Origin of the sequence: Rhizobium bangladeshense, assembly GCF_017357245.1 — a bacterium.
GTDB lineage: Bacteria > Pseudomonadota > Alphaproteobacteria > Rhizobiales > Rhizobiaceae > Rhizobium > Rhizobium bangladeshense.
This window is the reverse complement of sequence record NZ_CP071617.1, coordinates 95,434-111,776: the sequence shown is the minus strand read 5'-3', so window position 1 is coordinate 111,776 and position 16,343 is coordinate 95,434. Positions and strand designations below refer to the sequence as shown.

Here is a 16,343-nt window from a genome sequence, read left to right as displayed (position 1 = left end):
CGTCCGCACGGCAGAAAGATACCACTTTATCACAGGTCCTGGAAACGTAACGCGCGGCCGAGGCGCAGGGAGGTGAGAGCGGCGTCCCGAAGGGTCTCGGAATACCGCCGATATTCGGACGCCCTCGCTTCATAAAGCTCGGCGACGGCAGTGCGGCCGGTGTCGCGGGCGTCCCGCGCCATCCGTTCCACGAGCGTCAGACGCTCTTCCATGATCCGCATGGCGACCCTGATCGCCTCGTCAAGCTCATCAATATGCGAAGCGAGGACGTCGGCGGTAAAGGCGTGTCCGATCTGACACCGAAATCGCAGCGGCCGCGAACCGCGAACCTCGGAAAGCACCCCGTGGCAATCCGGACAGGTCAGGGCTGTTGGAGATCCGATCTTCCGAAGTTCCGCGCTGCCAAGCCGGGCGCCGGCGGCGATCCCGACCTCCAGCCGCAGATCGTCTGACGGCGGAGCGACTGTCGGCCCTGCCTCGCTTCCGGCGATGCTGGCAAGCAGCCCGCCGAGCTCAGCTGCCGAGGCAACATGATCGACCTCCACCGCCTCAAGCGCCGCGAGCGGCATCTGATCCGCCTCGGCATCGAGCGGATGCTGCACGATCGCGGTCCCGCCATGGGATTTGATCGCTTGCAGTCCCGCGGCTCCGTCATTGAGCATCCCGGTCAGGATCAGCCCCACAGCTCGTGGGCCGAACGACAGGGCCGCAGAGCGAAACATCGGATCAATCGACGGTCGCACCATGTTTTCCTTGGGGCCCCCGCCCAACTTGATCGTTTCACCGGCGAGGAGAAGGTGACGATCGGGCGCGGCAACGTAAATGTGACTTCGCTCGATCGGCTGGCCGTCAACCGCCTGCGTCACTGGAAGCTTCGAGCGTGCCGCCAGGATCTCAGGCAGGTAGCCCGAATAGTTCGCCGGAACATGAGTCGTGACAAATATGCTTGCCGGCAGGTTGGCAGGTAGGTCGGCAACAAGGGTCTTGAGAACCGCACCGCTTCCCGCCGAACCGCCGATAGCGATGATATCCTTGGTGGCGCTGGAAGTCATTGTCTTACCCTTTCGGCTTAACCTCCCAACACCCGATGCCGCTCATGGTTCCCCGCGATTGAACCATAGCCGCATATCGGCAAGGCGCTGGGGGCGCCCTGCTTGCTCCAGCGGGCGTCAATATCTCCGAAGAGTTCACCCGCGAGACGATTAATTCAGTCGTTTCAAACCGTCGGCTGGACCAAAGAGCGCGACTGCAATCTTTTCGAGTTCGGCCGGCTCGCAAAGCGCAAAGCCTTCGTATTTCTGTGGGATAAAGGATGGGTCATATCCCGTGGCAAAGACGAAGTTGATTTCTCGTCTCTCCAGTTCGTCGGCGACGTCAAACACCAACTCATCGCCAAGATGGACGTCAAGGACGGCTGCATCGACCTGCTCGACAGCGACTAGCTCGAGCGCGCTACGAATGTTTGCCGCTGGCCCGACGACGGTTGCACCAAGATCTTCCAACCTCCGTCGGGTCTCGCCGGCGAGAAAATATTCGTCTTCGACAACCAGGATGCGCTTTCCGGAGAAAAGTCTGGTCTGATTGTTCTTTTCCACCGGGCACCTTTCCACACGCAGGTTCTGTCCGTTGCCGATGACAAAAGTTCGGTCCGCAGCCGGGCGACTTACGGTTACCATTTCTCGCCGGAATGGGGGCCGTAAAAGTGGGGACCGGGTTGCCCGACAGCCTTTTTGGCGTTCCCCGTGCCTCTCAGTGAAAACCCCATCAGGCGCTCGTACTCCGCCTCAGGGATGCCGTAAGAGCCATTGGCCTTAAGGATAAGGCCCTCCCGGTCGATGATGATCACCTTTCCCCGTACCGACCTGATGAGCTTTTCCCCCTCCAGAACCGGAAGCGCGCCCGTGACTCCGGAACGTCGGACGCCGAGCATGGAAGACATGTGTTCGTGCGTCAGAAGCAGCATCTTGTCTTCCGACCGATCATTGAGCATGAGCAGCAAGCGGGCCAGCCTCTGCTCGATCGAATAGCGGCTGTTGGCGAGGGCCGTGTACCCGATCTGAATTGCGAGCGTCCTTGAGAAGGACGACGAAAGAGAGCGTAGCTGTGGCGCCCTCTGCACCAGACGGAGGAAACCGTCGGTATCGATGCGCTGGGCGCTTCCTTCGGTCAGCACCACCATATTGTAGGGCGTGCGCCAATCACCCTCCAACAGTCCAGTGCCGGTCAGGCCTTCACGCCCGATGAGACCGACCTCCACCTGCGACCCATTGGGCGACGAGGCCACAACCGAAACCGTCCCGCTTTCGATGAAGAAAACCGTCGTTATCTCCCCAAACTGTTGCTCAAGAATCTCGCCTTGAACCAGGTGGACAGGATTAAGCAGCGGACGGACAAGGTCATTTTCGCGGGGAGAAAGCGCAGAAAGAATGAGGTTCTTTTGGCCGCCTGCTGCCGTCGCCGTCGAGCTTCCACAACTGGAAAGGGCACTATAAATCGCGCCCGTGTCCAACGGCTTTTCCACGAATATTCGATCGGCAAACCGCGGAGGGACGACGTCCCGGCTGTAGCCGGTTGCGAAGAAAAACGGGATATTGCGCTTCGACAGCACATCGGCGACAGGAAACACCATCGTTCCACCGAGATTGATGTCCAAAATAGCCGCTTCTATCTTGGAATCTTCGATGTATTTCAGCGCTTGCTCAACGTTGGGTGCCGGCCCGACGACATCGATTCCCGTTTGGGTCAGTTTGGACGCGAGCTCGCTGGCAAGGGTGTAATCGTCCTCGACGATCAAAACCGCCTTTCGCGCAAGTTTGTCAAAGACCGTATTCACTGCGATCTGCTCCCGGCATCAAACCCGTTTGGACAAAAACGCTCGCGCCCATGGCCTGTTCCCAATCGGCGGCATTTGGCAGATGATAGCTTCGAACGTCGGCCGCGTCCCCGCCTTCTTATAACGACGGGTGTTTCCGCCTAGCTCTGCGGTGACTTGCGCGGACATGCACTGATTCCGTGTCGGTTGCGGCGGCAGCGACTTCACCAATCAGGCGATGGTCAAAAGGCTAGGAGACCGCAGCGACAGCGGTGGAAAACAGTCAGGGCCTCAAAACATTCTGGACCCGCTAGATCAATTCCATGAAGTATGAACTGTTTCCCTCAGGTGACCAATCGCCTCAACCGGGCGGCGGCTCGACCATGTATGGCCGCCGGCCTCGGCGGCAGAGATAAACCTCTCGCTCCGGATTGGCCTCTATGACAAAGCCGGAGCTGCGCAGCAACGCTTCGACCGCCGCCTTGTTGGGAATGAACCAGTTGGTGGGATCGGCAGAATAGCGCTCTTCGACAAAGAACAGCTTCGGAAAATCCGGCCGGTCGAAAACCTTCCACTCCGAAAAGTCGTAGTCTTCCTCCAGCGTGGCGATATGCTCGTCGCCACGCTGCAGGCATTGGAACAGCATGAGATCTGCGACTACGTGTTCGTAGAGCAGATCCAGTGCCAGCAACGGATGGCGCAAGTGGTAGAGAACGCCCATGAAGAGCACGAGATCGAAACGCTCCGCGAGTTTCGATACTTCATAAACCGACATCTGCCTGAACTCGACATCGAGGCCGAAATGATCGGCGGCGAAACGGGCCTGCTCGAGATAACGTGGATCGCTGTCAATTCCCAGCACCCGTCCGGCATTGCGGCGCTTCATTTCGAGCGCATAAAAGCCGGCATTGCAGCCGATATCGAGAACGCTGCGCCCTTCCAGATCCGTGGGCACGACATGCTTGAAGCCCTCCCATTTGAACGCCGGATAGTCGCCGAGAAAATGATCCGGCGCGGTTTCGATCTCTCCGAGCCGCATATTCTGAAACCAGGGGCCGAGTTCGCTGATGCGCTGTTTCAAAGCCAGGTTCATCATCGCTTGCCTCCGCTTCTCGGTTAGTTGTCCAAGGGAGCAGCCTGCGAGGCAGCTGCACGTCGGTGACGGCGAGGCGCGGCGACGCGTTTGCGCGGACGATCGTCCAAATTGGCGGCAAACCAATCGATCGTATATCTGAGTCCCTCGGCGAGGGGCACCGTCGGCTGCCAGTCGAGAAGTTCGGTGGCGCGGGTTATATCGGGGCGGCGGCGCTGAGGATCGTCCTTCGGCAAAGGCCTGTAGGCAACCACCGTGCGTACCGGCACCATCGCGCGGATCATCTGCGCGAGCTCGTTGATGGTGAATTCGCCGGGGTTGCCGAGGTTGACGGGCGCGCCGGGATTTTGGCGCACGTCCATCAGGGCCGTGAGGCCGCCCACGAGATCGCTGACGTAGCAGAAGGACCGCGTCTGCATGCCGCTTCCATAAATGGTCAGAGGTTTGCCCGAGAGGGCCTGCACGATCAGATTGGAGACGATCCGGCCGTCATTGGCCTGCATTCGCGGTCCATAGGTATTGAAGATGCGGGCGACCCGCGCGTCGACGCGGCCGGCACGCAGCATGTCGAAGCAAAGGGCCTCAGCGGCGCGCTTTCCCTCGTCATAGCAGGCGCGCGGTCCGGTGCAGCTGACATTGCCGCGATAGTCCTCTGTCTGCGGATGTTCCGCCGGATCGCCATAGACCTCGCTGGTCGAAGCCTGGAGGAAGGAGGCGCGGTGCCGCTCGGCGAGCGCCAGCAGATTGCCCGTGCCGGCGACGCAGGTCATCATGGTGTGAACGGGATCCGCCTGGTACTGCGGCGGCGAGGCGGCGCAGGCCAGGTTGTAAATCTGGTCAATAGGCTCGTCGATTTCGAGGAAGTTGCAGATGTCCTGTTCAATCAGCCGGAAGCCGGGGTGGTTCACCAACGGTCGGACATTGTCCCGCGAGCCGGTGATATAGCTGTCGACGCAAATGACGCTGTCGCCACGGCCGAGCAGAGCATCGCAGAGATGCGAGCCGACAAAGCCGGCGCCTCCTGCCACCAGAACAGTCTTGCCTTTTCCGCGACGATTGACTTGAAGCATCGATACTCTCCTTCACGCTGAGATACGCTCGAAAGCTGGATTGGCTGGCAGGTTCGAAAGAGCCCCAGCGAGATCGCCGGCACGGGCGTACCCGGTATGACTGCTCATGACGCGCTTTCTCGCTGCGGCGGCGGCTGCCAGACGGTCGCTGTCAGAAAGCTCCGTCAGCAGCGCCACGACATCCTCCGGCGCGCGCGCAATGAACAAAGCCTCAGTGTCCGGCAGCAGCTCATCAAGACCCTGCCAGAAGTCGCTGATAATGGGCGCTCCGCAGGCGGCAGCCTCGAACAGCCGCACGCTGGGCGACCAGCCGGCGGCGATCATATCGCTGCGGGTCACGTTCAATGTGAACCTCTGACGGCTATAGAAGCTTGCGTGATCGGCAGGCGGCAGATGCTCGATGCGCTCGACATTGGCCGGCCATTCGATCTCGGCGGGATATTGCGGGCCGGCGACGACGAAGCGCATCGACGGCAGGCGGCGCGCCGGCTCCAGGAGGAGGCGCTCCAGTGTCGGCTGCCGGTCAGGGCTATAGGTTCCGAGATAACCAAGATCCCAGCAATTGGACTCGCCGGTATTGGCATAGCGGCCCTCGTCAACCGAACAATAGAGCGCGATGGCTCTGCGCGCGCCATATCTCTGTTCTAGCCAGGTCAACACCCTTCCGCCGGAGAAGGAGAAATAAGCGTCAAACAAGGGAATCTGCCTCAGCGCCAGATATTCCTCGTCACCACGGTCGAGCTTGGCGAGGGTGACGGGCGTGTCAATGTCATAGAAGCAAAGGCGTTTCGGCTGCAACGCCTCGAGCCCGTCGATGAGCGGCACACCATCGGGAACGTAGGATCCGACGATGACCGCATCGGCGTTGCCGAGCCTCTCACCGTGACGCTCGATCATTGTGGCGGGATCAGAATAATAGGCGAGCTCGCAGAAGTCAGGCGAAGGCAGGTCCCGGTGGCTGGCATACCACGGCACGTCCCGCTCCAGGAAAAAGATCCGATGGCCGGCGTGCCGAAGGCCCTTGATCAAGGCGCGATAGGTCGTGGCATGACCGTTTCCCCAGGATGAGGAAAGGGAGAGGCCGAGGAAGACGATGTCGAGCGATCTCGTCATTCGGCAGCCTCCCGCCCACCAAGACGTGCGCGAAAAATCCTGTCTACCGCTTCGGCGCGATTGACATAGGTATGTTCGGCCAAAACCCGCCGGCGCGCTCTTTCTCCGATTTCCCGTGCGGCTTGCCGGGACAAGCCGCTAAGCAAGGCAGCCACGTCCTGTCCGTCGCGCGCGACCAGCACCTCCTCGCCCGACTTCAGAAAGACATCGATGCCTTCCCAATAGTCGGTAATGAGGCAAGCCCCGGCGCCAGCCGCCTCGAAGACCCGCGTCGCAGGGGAAAAACCATTCTCCGCCATGCTGGCACGCGATATGTTGAGGACCGCCATCGGTGTTACGTTAAAGGCATTATGATCGCGCGTCGGGACATGGCCGATATAGCGGACGTTCGAAGAGATCGGCTTGTCGTGCCAGCCGGAACCGCCAAGCAGGAATGTTCGGTTCGGCAGACGCGACGCCGGCTCCAGGAAGAAATGCTCAACCCTCGCCTCCCGGTCCGGCAGGCGGTTGCCGAGGAAACCGAGGTCGGCGGCAAAGCGGTGGTCCTTCGGCACCGGATGATGCGTTTGCGGGTCCAGCGCATTGTAGATCGGCACGCATTCGGCCGCTCCCACGGAGCGGTATGCGCTCACGACAGGATCGCCGCCGCCATAGGTCATCACAAGATCAAGCGCGGAAAGCGCGCGGCGCAACGGATGGTCGGGGTCGGCCCTGAGTTCGGCAAGCGTTGCCGGCGCGTCCACGTCCCAGAAGATTTTCAACGCGTGGGGTCGGGCATTGCGCAGCACCTCTTCCAGCAATCGGTCGTCCTCGAAACCGACGCCGCTTGCCTTGACGACGATATCAGCCTCGGCCGCCTCGCTTGTGACGGCCTTGAGTGCGTCGACTGTCCCTTCATAGACGACGACCCTGCACCAGTCCGGCGGATCCATGTCGCGGTTCATCTGCCGGTCATAGACGTCGGGTTCATAGAAGGTGATGTTGTAGCCTTTCTCCGCCAGCGCCCGCAGCAAGCCGCGATAATAGGTGGCGGCGCCGTTCCAATAGGCGGAGACGAGGCTCGAACCATAAAAGGCGATCTTCATTCGGCAGCCTCCCTGGATTGCAGGTTTTCAACGACCCTGTGCGTGCCGCAGCGCTCCAGAATGGCGAAAAGCTCGTCGACGCGGTGGCGGCAGGTGTGACGGGTCTTGATCGTTTCAAGGCCGGCGGCGGCAAGGCCCGCAGCCAGATCGGTATCGGAGAGGACGTCGCGCAGGCTTTTCTTCATCTCCTCGCCATCGCCGACGACCAAATAGTCCCTGCCAGGCTCGAAGAGATGTTCGGCGTCGCTCCAGGGCGCCGAGATCAGGGGTATGCCGCAAGCGAGCGCCTCAAAGACGCGGATAGTCGGAATACCCGGCAGATGCTGGACATAGGGTCGCCGCGGAATGTGAACGGTGGCCCTGTGGCGGGCGAAGGCCTCGGGAACATCGGCATTGGCGATCCAGCCGCCATAGGCGATGCCGGACTTGCGAAGTTCGTTCAATGCATGGTCGGGATAGCGCACGCCACGAACGACCGTGTCGAGCTTCAGCTCCTTCGCGGGACGAATCAGGAATTCGCCGATTTCGGCGGACCGCTCATCGTCACCCCAGTTGCCGATCCAGATGAGGTCTCCGGTTTTCTCGATGTCCGGCAACGGTCTGAACAGCGTGTCGTCCGCCGCCTCGTGCCAGGCAAATACCGACTTTCCCCAACCGGCTCTGAGATAGCGTTCACGCAAGGTCTGCCCGAAGGCCAGCACGCCATCATAGTCGTCGAGCGCCAGTCCTGCGATATCGTCTTCGGCAGATACCGCCCGATGATGCGTATCGTGGAACAGCAGGGTGAAGGTCGCGCCATTGCGTCGGATGCGGCCGAGCCTCTCGACCAATCGCGGTTCCGTCCACTCGTGGACGATGACGATATCGGCATCGGCAAGCGCTGCTTCGTGGTCTAATCCCTCGCCGTAGATCTGCGAACGGTGCTGCGGAAATGCCCGGTGAAATGCCTCGACCGCAGCCGGCCCCTGATCCTTCACCAGATTGGCCCGGCTCCAGGCATCCTGCGGCTCCAGCGCCAGCGTTTCATGGCCGCGCCGTTGGAGATCGCGCATGACGCCGCGAAGAAAATGGGCATTGCCGTGATTCCAGTCGGAGACCAGCGAATGGGTGTAGAAAACGAACTTCATGATCACTCCGCTGCTGTTGAAAAACCGCGGGCGGACATGCCGGAATAGACCGAGCACATCGCCTCTGCCTTAGCCTTGACGCTGAAGCCGGCAGACCGGGCACGTGCTTTTCGTCCGAATGCAGCCCGCAGCTGCGGATCGTCGGCAAGAGTATTGAAGGCATCGGCGAAGACATCGGGGCGATGCGGCTCGGCGAACAGAGCAGCGCCGTCCCATATCTCGCGATAGGTTGGGATATCGGAAAGCACCAAGGCCGCGCCCGCCCGCGCTGCTTCGAGAGCGGCAAGACCGAACGGCTCGTAGAGCGAAGGCGAGGCCACGACGGCCGCCTGCCGCGTCAAGGCGCTCATCCGCTCGTGCGAAAGCTCGCCTCGGTGATCAGCATGGCGAAATCGCATGGTCTGGCCGTTCGGGCCGGTCGTCGCGCCGGCCGCCGCCACCGTCCATCGGGTCATTGCTGCAGCCTTGTCCAGCACGGCGCCGTTTTTGCCGTCGTCCCACCAGCGCCCGGCCGCAAGGACAAAATCCTGCTTGGGCTCGTCGGAAGCCTCAAGGGAGCTGGCGTTGTGAACGACGTGGAGACCGCCGATCGGTCCATAGGCCGCTTCCATCGCTCTCGCATGGCTGCGGCTTGGCGCGATCACCGCGTCCGCACGCGTGAAGCCCGCCTGGTTCAGCCGATAGTGCCATCGCCAGTCCGGCGGGACTTCACTGCCGCGGACGGCGGCAAACCATGTGACAACACAGGAATGGCAAACCACCGCAACCGGCAGGTCCGTTTCGATGCCCGCCGCCTGCGACGGCAGATTAAGATGCAGAAGATCCGCCTCTTCCCGGCGTGCGAGATCGGCGATCAGCCGCGGGACCTCGGCAACTGCCTCTTCACCCTCGACCGTCCAATCGAGTGGCGCGTCCAGCCAGACGAGCTTGCCGATCCGGCCCGCCTCGGCGACTTTGTCGTCTGTCGGTGTGGGCCCCAGCCCGGCAAAGACAACGTCGATGTTGTTCGGTTTCAGTGCTGCTGCCAGGTCCATGGCGTAACGCCAGACGCCGCCGATGGCGTCAACCGTCATCAGCACGCGACGGTGTCCGTTGCTCCGTTCATCTCCGCTCATGCTGATACCTTCCGCTTTTCCCTGCGGAACTGCCGCCCGCCGAAACGATGGGCGATCAGCCATTCGGCGAGGTGCCGCAAACCATCACGCCATCCGATTTCGGCTTGCCAGCCGGTTTCCCGTTCAAGTTTCGTCGTGTCGGCCACGAAATAGAACTGGTCGCCGGCGCGCCAGGGGCCAAAGCTCGTTTCGACGGGACGGCCCGCAAGCAATTCGATCTCGCGCAACACTGAGAGCACGCTGACGGCGTTACGCGGCCCCCCACCGAGGTTGAAGGCTTTGCCGCTGACCCGTTCGATATTGGAAAGTAGCATCCGATAAGCAGCGACGGCATCATCGACATGCAGAATATCCCGCACCTGCTTGCCGTCGCCGTAGATGGAAATGGGTTCGCCGCCGAGCGCGCGGATCAGGAAATGCGCCACCCACCCCTGGTCCTCGGTGCCGAACTGGCGCGGTCCATAGATGCAGCTCATCCGCAGGACGGCGGCAGGAATGCCGTAGGATTTCGCGTAGTCGAGGATGTATTGATCGGCCACACCTTTCGAACATCCGTAAGGCGTGCAGAAATCGAGTGGCCGATCCTCGCCGACCCCTTGTTTCCTGACGGTCTCGTCTTCGGGAAGATAGCGATCGTCGAGTTCGATCACGCCGAGATCGTCGAGAGCGCCATAAACCTTGTTGGTGCTGGCGAAGATGACCGGAGCGCGTCTGCCCGCCCTGCGCACCGATTCCAGCACGTTGAGCGTGCCGCGAGCATTCGTCTCGAAATCTTCGAGCGGATCGACGAGGCTGGTGGTCACCGCCGTCTGCGCGGCATAGTGGAAGACTGCCTTGGCGTCCCTGAAGGCTGCTTCGATGCCCATCAGATCACGAACGTCGGCAAGGACCGGGTGAACCCGCCCGCCATGCCGCTCAATCAGCCAGGTCAGATTCTGATCGACCCCCGATCGTGCCAGATTGTCGAGGATGATGACGTCCTCGCCGTCGCTGAGCAGGCTGTCGGCGAGATTGCAGCCGACAAACCCGCTGCCGCCGGTAACAACGATCGGCGCGGCACCCGAGGCGATTTGGGGAGCCGCAAGGGCCGCGACATCCTCCAGTCTCTTGACGCCTCCTTCCATGAGAAGGCGGGCAAGAAGCTTCGGCTTGTTGTCGTGGCTGACAGCGCCGAGGTGATAATGCCGCGGATCGAACCACAGGCCTTCCTGAACCGGAACATCGGGCGGCACGTCACGCCAGGAATACCAATACATGCGATCGGCCGGCACGTTCAGCGCCTTGATGAAGCGCCGCGCCTGTTCGATCTCGTCATTGCGCCAGGTGGAGTACCCGGCTTCGGTGATCCATATTTCCGCATCGGCATTATAGCGGTCGATAATCCCGCGCATCTCTCCGAGATGCATGTCCCAGCCGCCCCAGGTTGCCTCCTCGCTATCCCAGGTTCCGGGAAAGCCATGGAAGCCGACAGCGTCGATGACGCCGAGCACGCCGCGCGTGCCCATCAGGTTGAGCCAGTATGGGTCGAAGGGGCACGGGCCGCCCAAAACCGGTTTGTAACCCCTTTGCTTCGCCCAGTAGGCCGCGCCTCCGACCATTTCGCAGAAAAGCAGAAAATCGCTGTCGTGACGCCAATCCCAGTCAAGCAGATTGTTCGGCTCGTTCCAGAGCTCGATATGACGGAAATAGCGGCCATAGCGAGTCAGGATGTGATCGACAAAGTCGGCATAGGATTTGAGATCGACCGGCGCGCCCGAAGACCTGCCCGTCCGGGACAGGGAGGGCGGCGTGTAGTGTATGCAGGGCAGAAGATCGATTTGGCTGCCGACACGCGGGATCAGCCAGTCGAACCATTGCTCGCCGCCGGGCGCCAGATATTCGGCCCAGGAAAGATGCGTGCGCAGATAACTGGCGCCGCTTTTCAGGATATCCGGCAGCACCAGCTCAGTCCGCTCATATTCTCCGGGTCGGAACCATTCGACGAAACCGAACCGCCTCGCCTCCTGCTGACCGGATGCTCGAGAACCGGCCTTGTTCATGAAACCAGCCCCCGCTCTTCCAGCTGCCGCTTCATTTCGGCGCCACGGTCGACCGCCCCGGTCTGCCGCACCCATTCGGCGAAGGGAGCGAGTGCATTCTCAAGGCGATATTTCGGTTCGAAGCCGAGCAGTTCGCGCGCCTTGGAAATGTCGGCGAAGCAATTGCGGATGTCTCCCGAACGCGCCTTGTTCATGATGTCAGGGCCGATCTCGGGCACGCCCATGGCATCGGCAAGAAGCGTCGCGACATCGGCGATCGAATAGGCCTGGCCGCTGCCGATATTGATAACGTGGCCGGATGCCGCGGGCTTTTCGAGGGCCAGGCGAAAGGCTGTCGCAACATCGCGGACGTGGACGAAATCGCGCCGCTGCCTGCCATCCTCGAAGATCATCGGCGGCTGCCCATTGGCGAGGCGCGAACCGAAGTTGGCAAGGACCCCGGTGTAGGGATTGGAAAGCGCCTGGCCCGCGCCGAAAACGTTGAAGAGGCGCAAGGCGACGGCGTCCAGGCCGTAGGCTTCGCCGAAAATAAGGACCTGCCTCTCCTGGGCGAATTTCGTCAGCGCGTAGATGGATGCAAGATCGACCGGTTTCTCCTCGTCGGTGGCGACCGGCGTCAGCGGCTGACCGTCCTCATCGAGCGGATCCCACTGGCCCTGCTTGACATTTTGCATGCGCCGCCTGACATAACCGAGCCGCTTTCCGTCCGCCGTCAGATAGAGCCCTTCTCCGTAGACGCTCATCGACGAGGCGACGACGATCTTCTTGACGGGAAGGCCGATCATCGCTTCCAGAAGCACCGCCGTGCCGAGATCGTTGCAGCCGACATAGCGGGCGATTTCATACATCGACTGTCCGACGCCGACTTCGGCGGCGAGATGGATGACGCCGCTCACACCGGCAAGCGCCGCGCGCACTGCATCCTTGTCTCTGACATCGCCTTGGATAATTTCGGCTCCATCCGGCACACTGACTTCGGCATCGGCATGCACCTGATCGATCAGCGCATCGAGAATGCGCACGCCATAGCCATTTTTCAGAAGTTCTTCAGCAACGTGGCGACCAATGAAGCCGCATCCGCCAGTTATCAAAATCGTCATTATGAGATCCGTCCGGTTGAATAATTTGCTTCGGAGATAGGCGTCGAACCGAACGCGGATGGAAAAGTTCCTTCTTCAATGACATCTTTATTGACTTCATCATCTATGACTTCTTTGACCGCTATCGGAACTCTTCGGGAGGCCGGTTGTTCTAGGATTGCCACATTGGAGGACATCTCATGGACATTGCGGCGAGCCAGAAGACCGGGCTCATGCGGGCTGCTATCGTCACCGGGCCCGGACATATCTCGGTCGAGACCCGTCCCATACCGGAACCCGGTCCGGGCCAGGTCCGGGTGAAACTGGAAGGATGCGGCGTCTGCGCCTCCAACCTCACACCCTGGGCCGGACCGGACTGGATGACGTTCCCAACCGAGGCGGGTGGATTAGGTCACGAGGGCTGGGGCATTGTCGACGCCATAGGCGCCGATGTCACGGGGCTTCGGGTGGGAGAGCGGGTTGCCGCTCTTTCCTATCACGCCTACGCCACGCACGACATCGCCGATGCTTCGATGGTCGCAGCGCTGCCGAAGGAGCTGGACGGCAAGCCCTTTCCCGGCGAACCGCTCGGATGCGCGATGAACATCTTCAGCCGCAGCAACATCGAAAGCGGCCAGACAGTCGCCATCATCGGCATCGGGTTCTTAGGCGCCCTCCTCACCAGGCTTGCCGCGGCTGCGGGCGCCAGGGTGATTGCCATCTCGCGCCGGCCCTATTCCCTCGAGGTAGCCAGAGAAATGGGAGCGGCCGAGACGATTCCCATGGACGATCATTGGCGCATCATCGAACGCGTCAAAACACTCACCGGCGGCAAATTCTGCGACCGCGTCATCGAGGCCGTCGGCAAACAATGGCCGCTCGACCTGGCGGGCGAGCTGACAAAGGAACGTGGGCGACTGATTATAGCCGGTTATCACCAGGATGGCCCCCGCCAGATCAACATGCAGCTTTGGAACTGGCGCGGGCTCGACGTGATCAACGCTCACGAGCGCGACCCAGCCATCTATATCAAGGGTATTCGCGACGCCATAGAAGCCGTGCGCCAGGGCAGGATCGATCCGCAGCCGCTTTACACGCACATCTATCCGCTGGAAAGGCTGGACGACGCCCTCAACTCGACGCGCGACCGGCCGGATGGTTTTCTCAAGGCTCTGGTGCAATATTCATGAACGGGTTGGTTTCCGAAGAAAAAGCGGCGACCGCCAAACCGCTGAAGCTCGGCTTTCTCGGCGTGGGGTGGATCGGCCGGCATCGGATGAAAGCGATCCTCGACAGCGGCCTTGCCGAAGCCGTCGCCATCGCCGACCCTTCCACAGACATGGCGCGAGAGGCCCTGGCGCTGGCCCCCGATGCCAGGATCGTGGCCGATCTGGAGGGATTGTTCGACCAGGAACTCGACGGAATTGTGATCGCGACACCGAGCGCGACACATGCCGAACAGTCCATCCGCTCCCTCGGGGCAGGCTTAGCCGTCTTCTGCCAAAAGCCGCTTGGCCGGACCGCGTCCGAGGTCAGGGCCGTCGTCGACGCTTCCAGAACAGCCGACCGGCTGCTTGGCGTCGACCTTTCCTATCGGCACACGCAGGGCATGCAGCGGATCCGTCAGCTCGTTCGCTCTAACGCTCTTGGCAAGATCTTTGCGGCCGATCTGACCTTCCACAACGCCTATGGCCCTGACAAGCCCTGGTTTTACGACAAGAACCAGTCCGGCGGCGGTTGCGTTATCGATCTCGGGGTCCACCTCATCGATCTGGCTTTGTGGTGCCTCGATTTTCCCTCCGTCACCAATGTAACGAGCGCATTGAGAGCGGGTGGGAAAAGGCTTGAAACCAAGGGCCAGGTCGAAGATTTTGCGGCCGCGACGCTGACGCTCTCCGGCGGCGAAATCATCCGGCTGACATGTTCCTGGCGGCTCAACGCCGGCTGCGACGCCGAGATCGGCGCTGATTTCTTCGGAACCGATGGAGGCGCCTCCTTCAGGAACGTCGAAGGCTCCTTCTACGATTTTACGGCCGTCCGGATGTCCGGCACTTCGAGCGAAACTCTAGCCCTACCCCCCGATGATTGGGGCGGACGGGCAGCCGTGGATTGGGCGAGAAAGCTCGCGGGAGGCCAGCGCTACGACTCCGCCTGCGAAAACTTCATCGCAGTCGCGGAGGCGATCGACGGCATCTACGGCGCCGGCGGATGATCGGTCACGAGCCCTTGACGAGCCCGTAGAGAACAATTGTCGCATAAAGGGTGAATGCGACGACGGCGACCGTGCCGACCAGGATCAGCGCTATTCTGCCGGCATTCAGCCTCGTGCGCTTGCCCACGGAAGACGACGATTGCCGCTGGACAGGATCCTTATTCCCCTCGCTCATCGTGTCTGCTCCGTCGTCGCAGTCGGTGATTTCTCGTCCGGTTCGCCGGGATGCCTCATCCACGTGAATGCGAGTGCGACAAGGCAGGCGATCAGGAAGATGGTGATGACGAATATCATCATGCGCCGCGGCGGTTTGGAGTTATCGTGGCTCATTCCCGACGGAATGGGTCCGCCTTTCCGGACTTCGCTCATGGCGCACCCCTTTGCGGAAGCTCGATCTCCTCATCGAGCTTCTCCCTGAGCTCATCGAGCCGATCGCGTAGCAGAGACGCTTTCAGACGTCTTGCTTCCGCATCCGGCACCTCAACCATCCGACCGCTATCATCGGGAATGCCGGGGCCGCTTCCAGCAATGGTCTCGTTTCTGGGCCTGGCGTTGGTGCCAGTCGATATTTTCGCTCGCTTGTCCATGACATCCTCCGTTCAGATCTTGAGAACGTTTCTGCGATGCTTGTCATGGTCCAAACGACGCGCCGGTAGCGAAGTTCCGGATGATTCGGGAGCTTTCGTCGGCCCCTGCGATTACCCAGGTTCATCGCTCGGACGGGCGCGGCGGAACATAGAAGCCATCCAGGTGTTGCTTTGCGTATCAATTACTGGGATCGACGATGACCGCTGAAAGTGCCGAAAGACATAAGAACAACAATACGCTCATGAAAGTGAAGGCGGTTCCGGAGCTCATCGATCCAGACGCCGAGCCGTTCGTGACCCAAGTCGTCCGAGAACTCGTCGGATCGCAGATCCCGTTCCTGGTCGCCGGCACCTACGCTGTCTGCGCGTATACAGGCATTTCCCGCCAGACGAAGGATTTCGACATTTTTTGCAAAGCGGGCGACTACGCGCGCATCCTCGGCCATTTCAAATCGAAGGGTTACACGGTCGAAGTCGAAGACGAGCGCTGGCTCGGAAAGGTCTTGAAGGGCAACCATTTCTTCGATGTCATCTTTGCCTCTTCCAACGGAACGATGCCGGTCGGGGACGACTGGTTCGAGGATGCGCGCAGGGTCAAGATGTGCGGCCACACGGTCAGGATCGTCAGCCCAACCGAGCTGGTCTGGTCGAAATGCTTTGTCCAACTGCGCCACCGCTATGACGGCGCCGATATCGCACACATCATTCTGAAGGCACATGACTCCATCGATTGGCGGAAGTTGCTGGGTTATCTCGAAGTTCACTGGGAGGTCCTTCTTATCCATCTCCTCAATTTCAGGTGGATCTACCCGACCGAGCGAGACAAGATTCCGCAGTGGCTGCTCGAAGAGCTTCTGGACCGGCTCAAAGCGCAGCAGGAGTTGCCGCTTCCGCAAATGAAAATATGCCGCGGCCGGATGTATTCCCGTGTCGATTTCGAAATCGACGTGAAGGAATGGGGTTTTGCCGATGTCGGCGGCGAAGGTGAACTGCGAGGAGATTAGGAGAAGC

17 protein-coding genes are annotated in these 16,343 nt (G+C 60.9%); 3 read left to right on the top strand and 14 right to left on the bottom strand.

What is annotated here, in order from left to right:
• Positions 1-29: 29 nt before the first annotated feature.
• The 11 genes from J2J98_RS29685 to J2J98_RS29635 all read right to left on the bottom strand — a co-directional run bounded on the left by J2J98_RS29685 (position 30) and on the right by J2J98_RS29635 (position 12,554).
• The gene (locus tag J2J98_RS29685) at positions 30-1,052 is read right to left on the bottom strand and encodes a chemotaxis protein CheB (RefSeq protein WP_207604169.1); all 1,023 of its coding nucleotides are present in this window, start codon (positions 1,050-1,052) and stop codon (positions 30-32) included.
• A gap of 150 nt (positions 1,053-1,202) precedes the next feature.
• Entirely contained in the window at positions 1,203-1,595 is a 393-nt protein-coding gene (locus J2J98_RS29680; protein WP_207604288.1) for a response regulator, read from the bottom strand.
• A gap of 74 nt (positions 1,596-1,669) precedes the next feature.
• A complete protein-coding gene (locus tag J2J98_RS29675; RefSeq protein WP_207604287.1) occupies positions 1,670-2,833 on the bottom strand; it encodes a helix-turn-helix domain-containing protein in 1,164 nt (387 codons plus the stop codon).
• Positions 2,834-3,173: 340 nt separating this feature from the next.
• On the bottom strand, positions 3,174-3,908 hold the full coding sequence (locus J2J98_RS29670; RefSeq protein WP_064709952.1) for a TIGR04290 family methyltransferase: 735 nt from the start codon (positions 3,906-3,908) through the stop codon (positions 3,174-3,176).
• A 20-nt stretch (positions 3,909-3,928) separates the two neighbouring features.
• On the bottom strand, positions 3,929-4,975 hold the full coding sequence (locus tag J2J98_RS29665; RefSeq protein WP_207604286.1) for a UDP-glucuronic acid decarboxylase family protein: 1,047 nt from the start codon (positions 4,973-4,975) through the stop codon (positions 3,929-3,931).
• A gap of 12 nt (positions 4,976-4,987) precedes the next feature.
• Complete coding sequence (locus J2J98_RS29660) at positions 4,988-6,088, bottom strand: CgeB family protein (protein WP_207604285.1); 1,101 nt, start codon at positions 6,086-6,088, stop codon at positions 4,988-4,990.
• Positions 6,085-7,173, bottom strand: coding sequence for a CgeB family protein (locus tag J2J98_RS29655; RefSeq protein ID WP_207604284.1), 1,089 nt, complete (start codon positions 7,171-7,173; stop codon positions 6,085-6,087). Before J2J98_RS29655 ends, J2J98_RS29660 begins: the two co-directional genes overlap by 4 nt.
• Positions 7,170-8,300, bottom strand: coding sequence for a CgeB family protein (locus J2J98_RS29650; protein WP_207604283.1), 1,131 nt, complete (start codon positions 8,298-8,300; stop codon positions 7,170-7,172). Before J2J98_RS29650 ends, J2J98_RS29655 begins: the two co-directional genes overlap by 4 nt.
• A gap of 2 nt (positions 8,301-8,302) precedes the next feature.
• Complete coding sequence (locus tag J2J98_RS29645) at positions 8,303-9,415, bottom strand: glycosyltransferase family 4 protein (RefSeq protein WP_259665045.1); 1,113 nt, start codon at positions 9,413-9,415, stop codon at positions 8,303-8,305.
• Positions 9,412-11,454, bottom strand: a complete 2,043-nt coding sequence (locus J2J98_RS29640) for an NAD-dependent epimerase/dehydratase family protein (protein ID WP_207604282.1) — start codon at positions 11,452-11,454, stop codon at positions 9,412-9,414. The genes J2J98_RS29645 and J2J98_RS29640 overlap by 4 nt, the downstream gene beginning before the upstream one ends.
• Positions 11,451-12,554 (bottom strand): NAD-dependent epimerase/dehydratase family protein, encoded by a 1,104-nt coding sequence (locus J2J98_RS29635; protein WP_171049280.1) that lies wholly within the window; start codon positions 12,552-12,554, stop codon positions 11,451-11,453. The genes J2J98_RS29640 and J2J98_RS29635 overlap by 4 nt, the downstream gene beginning before the upstream one ends.
• 179 nt (positions 12,555-12,733) lie before the next feature.
• On the opposite strand from J2J98_RS29635, the gene J2J98_RS29630 reads away from it, so the two are divergent.
• Both J2J98_RS29630 and J2J98_RS29625 read left to right on the top strand, forming a co-directional pair.
• Positions 12,734-13,723 (top strand): MDR/zinc-dependent alcohol dehydrogenase-like family protein, encoded by a 990-nt coding sequence (locus tag J2J98_RS29630; RefSeq protein WP_138395913.1) that lies wholly within the window; start codon positions 12,734-12,736, stop codon positions 13,721-13,723.
• Positions 13,720-14,745 carry a Gfo/Idh/MocA family protein gene (locus J2J98_RS29625; RefSeq protein WP_138395912.1) on the top strand — a complete coding sequence of 342 codons (1,026 nt, stop codon included), beginning with the start codon at positions 13,720-13,722 and terminating at the stop codon, positions 14,743-14,745. The genes J2J98_RS29630 and J2J98_RS29625 overlap by 4 nt, the downstream gene beginning before the upstream one ends.
• A gap of 4 nt (positions 14,746-14,749) precedes the next feature.
• On the opposite strand, the gene J2J98_RS29620 is transcribed toward J2J98_RS29625, so the two are convergent.
• The 3 genes from J2J98_RS29620 to J2J98_RS29610 are packed head-to-tail and all read right to left on the bottom strand — an operon-like array spanning position 14,750 to position 15,332.
• Entirely contained in the window at positions 14,750-14,920 is a 171-nt protein-coding gene (locus J2J98_RS29620; RefSeq protein ID WP_167358982.1) for a hypothetical protein, read from the bottom strand.
• Positions 14,917-15,114, bottom strand: coding sequence for a hypothetical protein (locus J2J98_RS29615; protein ID WP_138395911.1), 198 nt, complete (start codon positions 15,112-15,114; stop codon positions 14,917-14,919). Before J2J98_RS29615 ends, J2J98_RS29620 begins: the two co-directional genes overlap by 4 nt.
• Complete coding sequence (locus J2J98_RS29610) at positions 15,111-15,332, bottom strand: hypothetical protein (RefSeq protein WP_207604281.1); 222 nt, start codon at positions 15,330-15,332, stop codon at positions 15,111-15,113. Before J2J98_RS29610 ends, J2J98_RS29615 begins: the two co-directional genes overlap by 4 nt.
• Before the next feature lie 197 nt (positions 15,333-15,529).
• Between J2J98_RS29610 and J2J98_RS29605 the strand changes: the two genes are divergently transcribed.
• Entirely contained in the window at positions 15,530-16,336 is an 807-nt protein-coding gene (locus J2J98_RS29605; RefSeq protein ID WP_064709963.1) for a nucleotidyltransferase family protein, read from the top strand.
• The last annotated feature ends 7 nt before the right edge of the window (positions 16,337-16,343 follow it).

Excerpts from the sequence above, each read along its gene's own strand:
- J2J98_RS29635 (WP_171049280.1), bottom strand. The coding sequence starts at position 12,554 with ATGACGATTTTGATAACTGGCGGATGCGGCTTCATTGGTCGCCACGTT.
- J2J98_RS29655 (WP_207604284.1), bottom strand. The coding sequence starts at position 7,173 with ATGAAGATCGCCTTTTATGGTTCGAGCCTCGTCTCCGCCTATTGGAAC.
- J2J98_RS29640 (WP_207604282.1), bottom strand. The coding sequence starts at position 11,454 with ATGAACAAGGCCGGTTCTCGAGCATCCGGTCAGCAGGAGGCGAGGCGG.
- J2J98_RS29615 (WP_138395911.1), bottom strand. The coding sequence starts at position 15,114 with ATGAGCGAAGTCCGGAAAGGCGGACCCATTCCGTCGGGAATGAGCCAC.
- J2J98_RS29625 (WP_138395912.1), top strand. The coding sequence starts at position 13,720 with ATGAACGGGTTGGTTTCCGAAGAAAAAGCGGCGACCGCCAAACCGCTG.
- J2J98_RS29610 (WP_207604281.1), bottom strand. The coding sequence starts at position 15,332 with ATGGACAAGCGAGCGAAAATATCGACTGGCACCAACGCCAGGCCCAGA.
- J2J98_RS29670 (WP_064709952.1), bottom strand. The coding sequence starts at position 3,908 with ATGATGAACCTGGCTTTGAAACAGCGCATCAGCGAACTCGGCCCCTGG.
- J2J98_RS29630 (WP_138395913.1), top strand. The coding sequence starts at position 12,734 with ATGGACATTGCGGCGAGCCAGAAGACCGGGCTCATGCGGGCTGCTATC.
- J2J98_RS29660 (WP_207604285.1), bottom strand. The coding sequence starts at position 6,088 with ATGACGAGATCGCTCGACATCGTCTTCCTCGGCCTCTCCCTTTCCTCA.
- J2J98_RS29650 (WP_207604283.1), bottom strand. The coding sequence starts at position 8,300 with ATGAAGTTCGTTTTCTACACCCATTCGCTGGTCTCCGACTGGAATCAC.
- J2J98_RS29665 (WP_207604286.1), bottom strand. The coding sequence starts at position 4,975 with ATGCTTCAAGTCAATCGTCGCGGAAAAGGCAAGACTGTTCTGGTGGCA.
- J2J98_RS29620 (WP_167358982.1), bottom strand. The coding sequence starts at position 14,920 with ATGAGCGAGGGGAATAAGGATCCTGTCCAGCGGCAATCGTCGTCTTCC.
- J2J98_RS29605 (WP_064709963.1), top strand. The coding sequence starts at position 15,530 with ATGACCGCTGAAAGTGCCGAAAGACATAAGAACAACAATACGCTCATG.
- J2J98_RS29685 (WP_207604169.1), bottom strand. The coding sequence starts at position 1,052 with ATGACTTCCAGCGCCACCAAGGATATCATCGCTATCGGCGGTTCGGCG.
- J2J98_RS29645 (WP_259665045.1), bottom strand. The coding sequence starts at position 9,415 with ATGAGCGGAGATGAACGGAGCAACGGACACCGTCGCGTGCTGATGACG.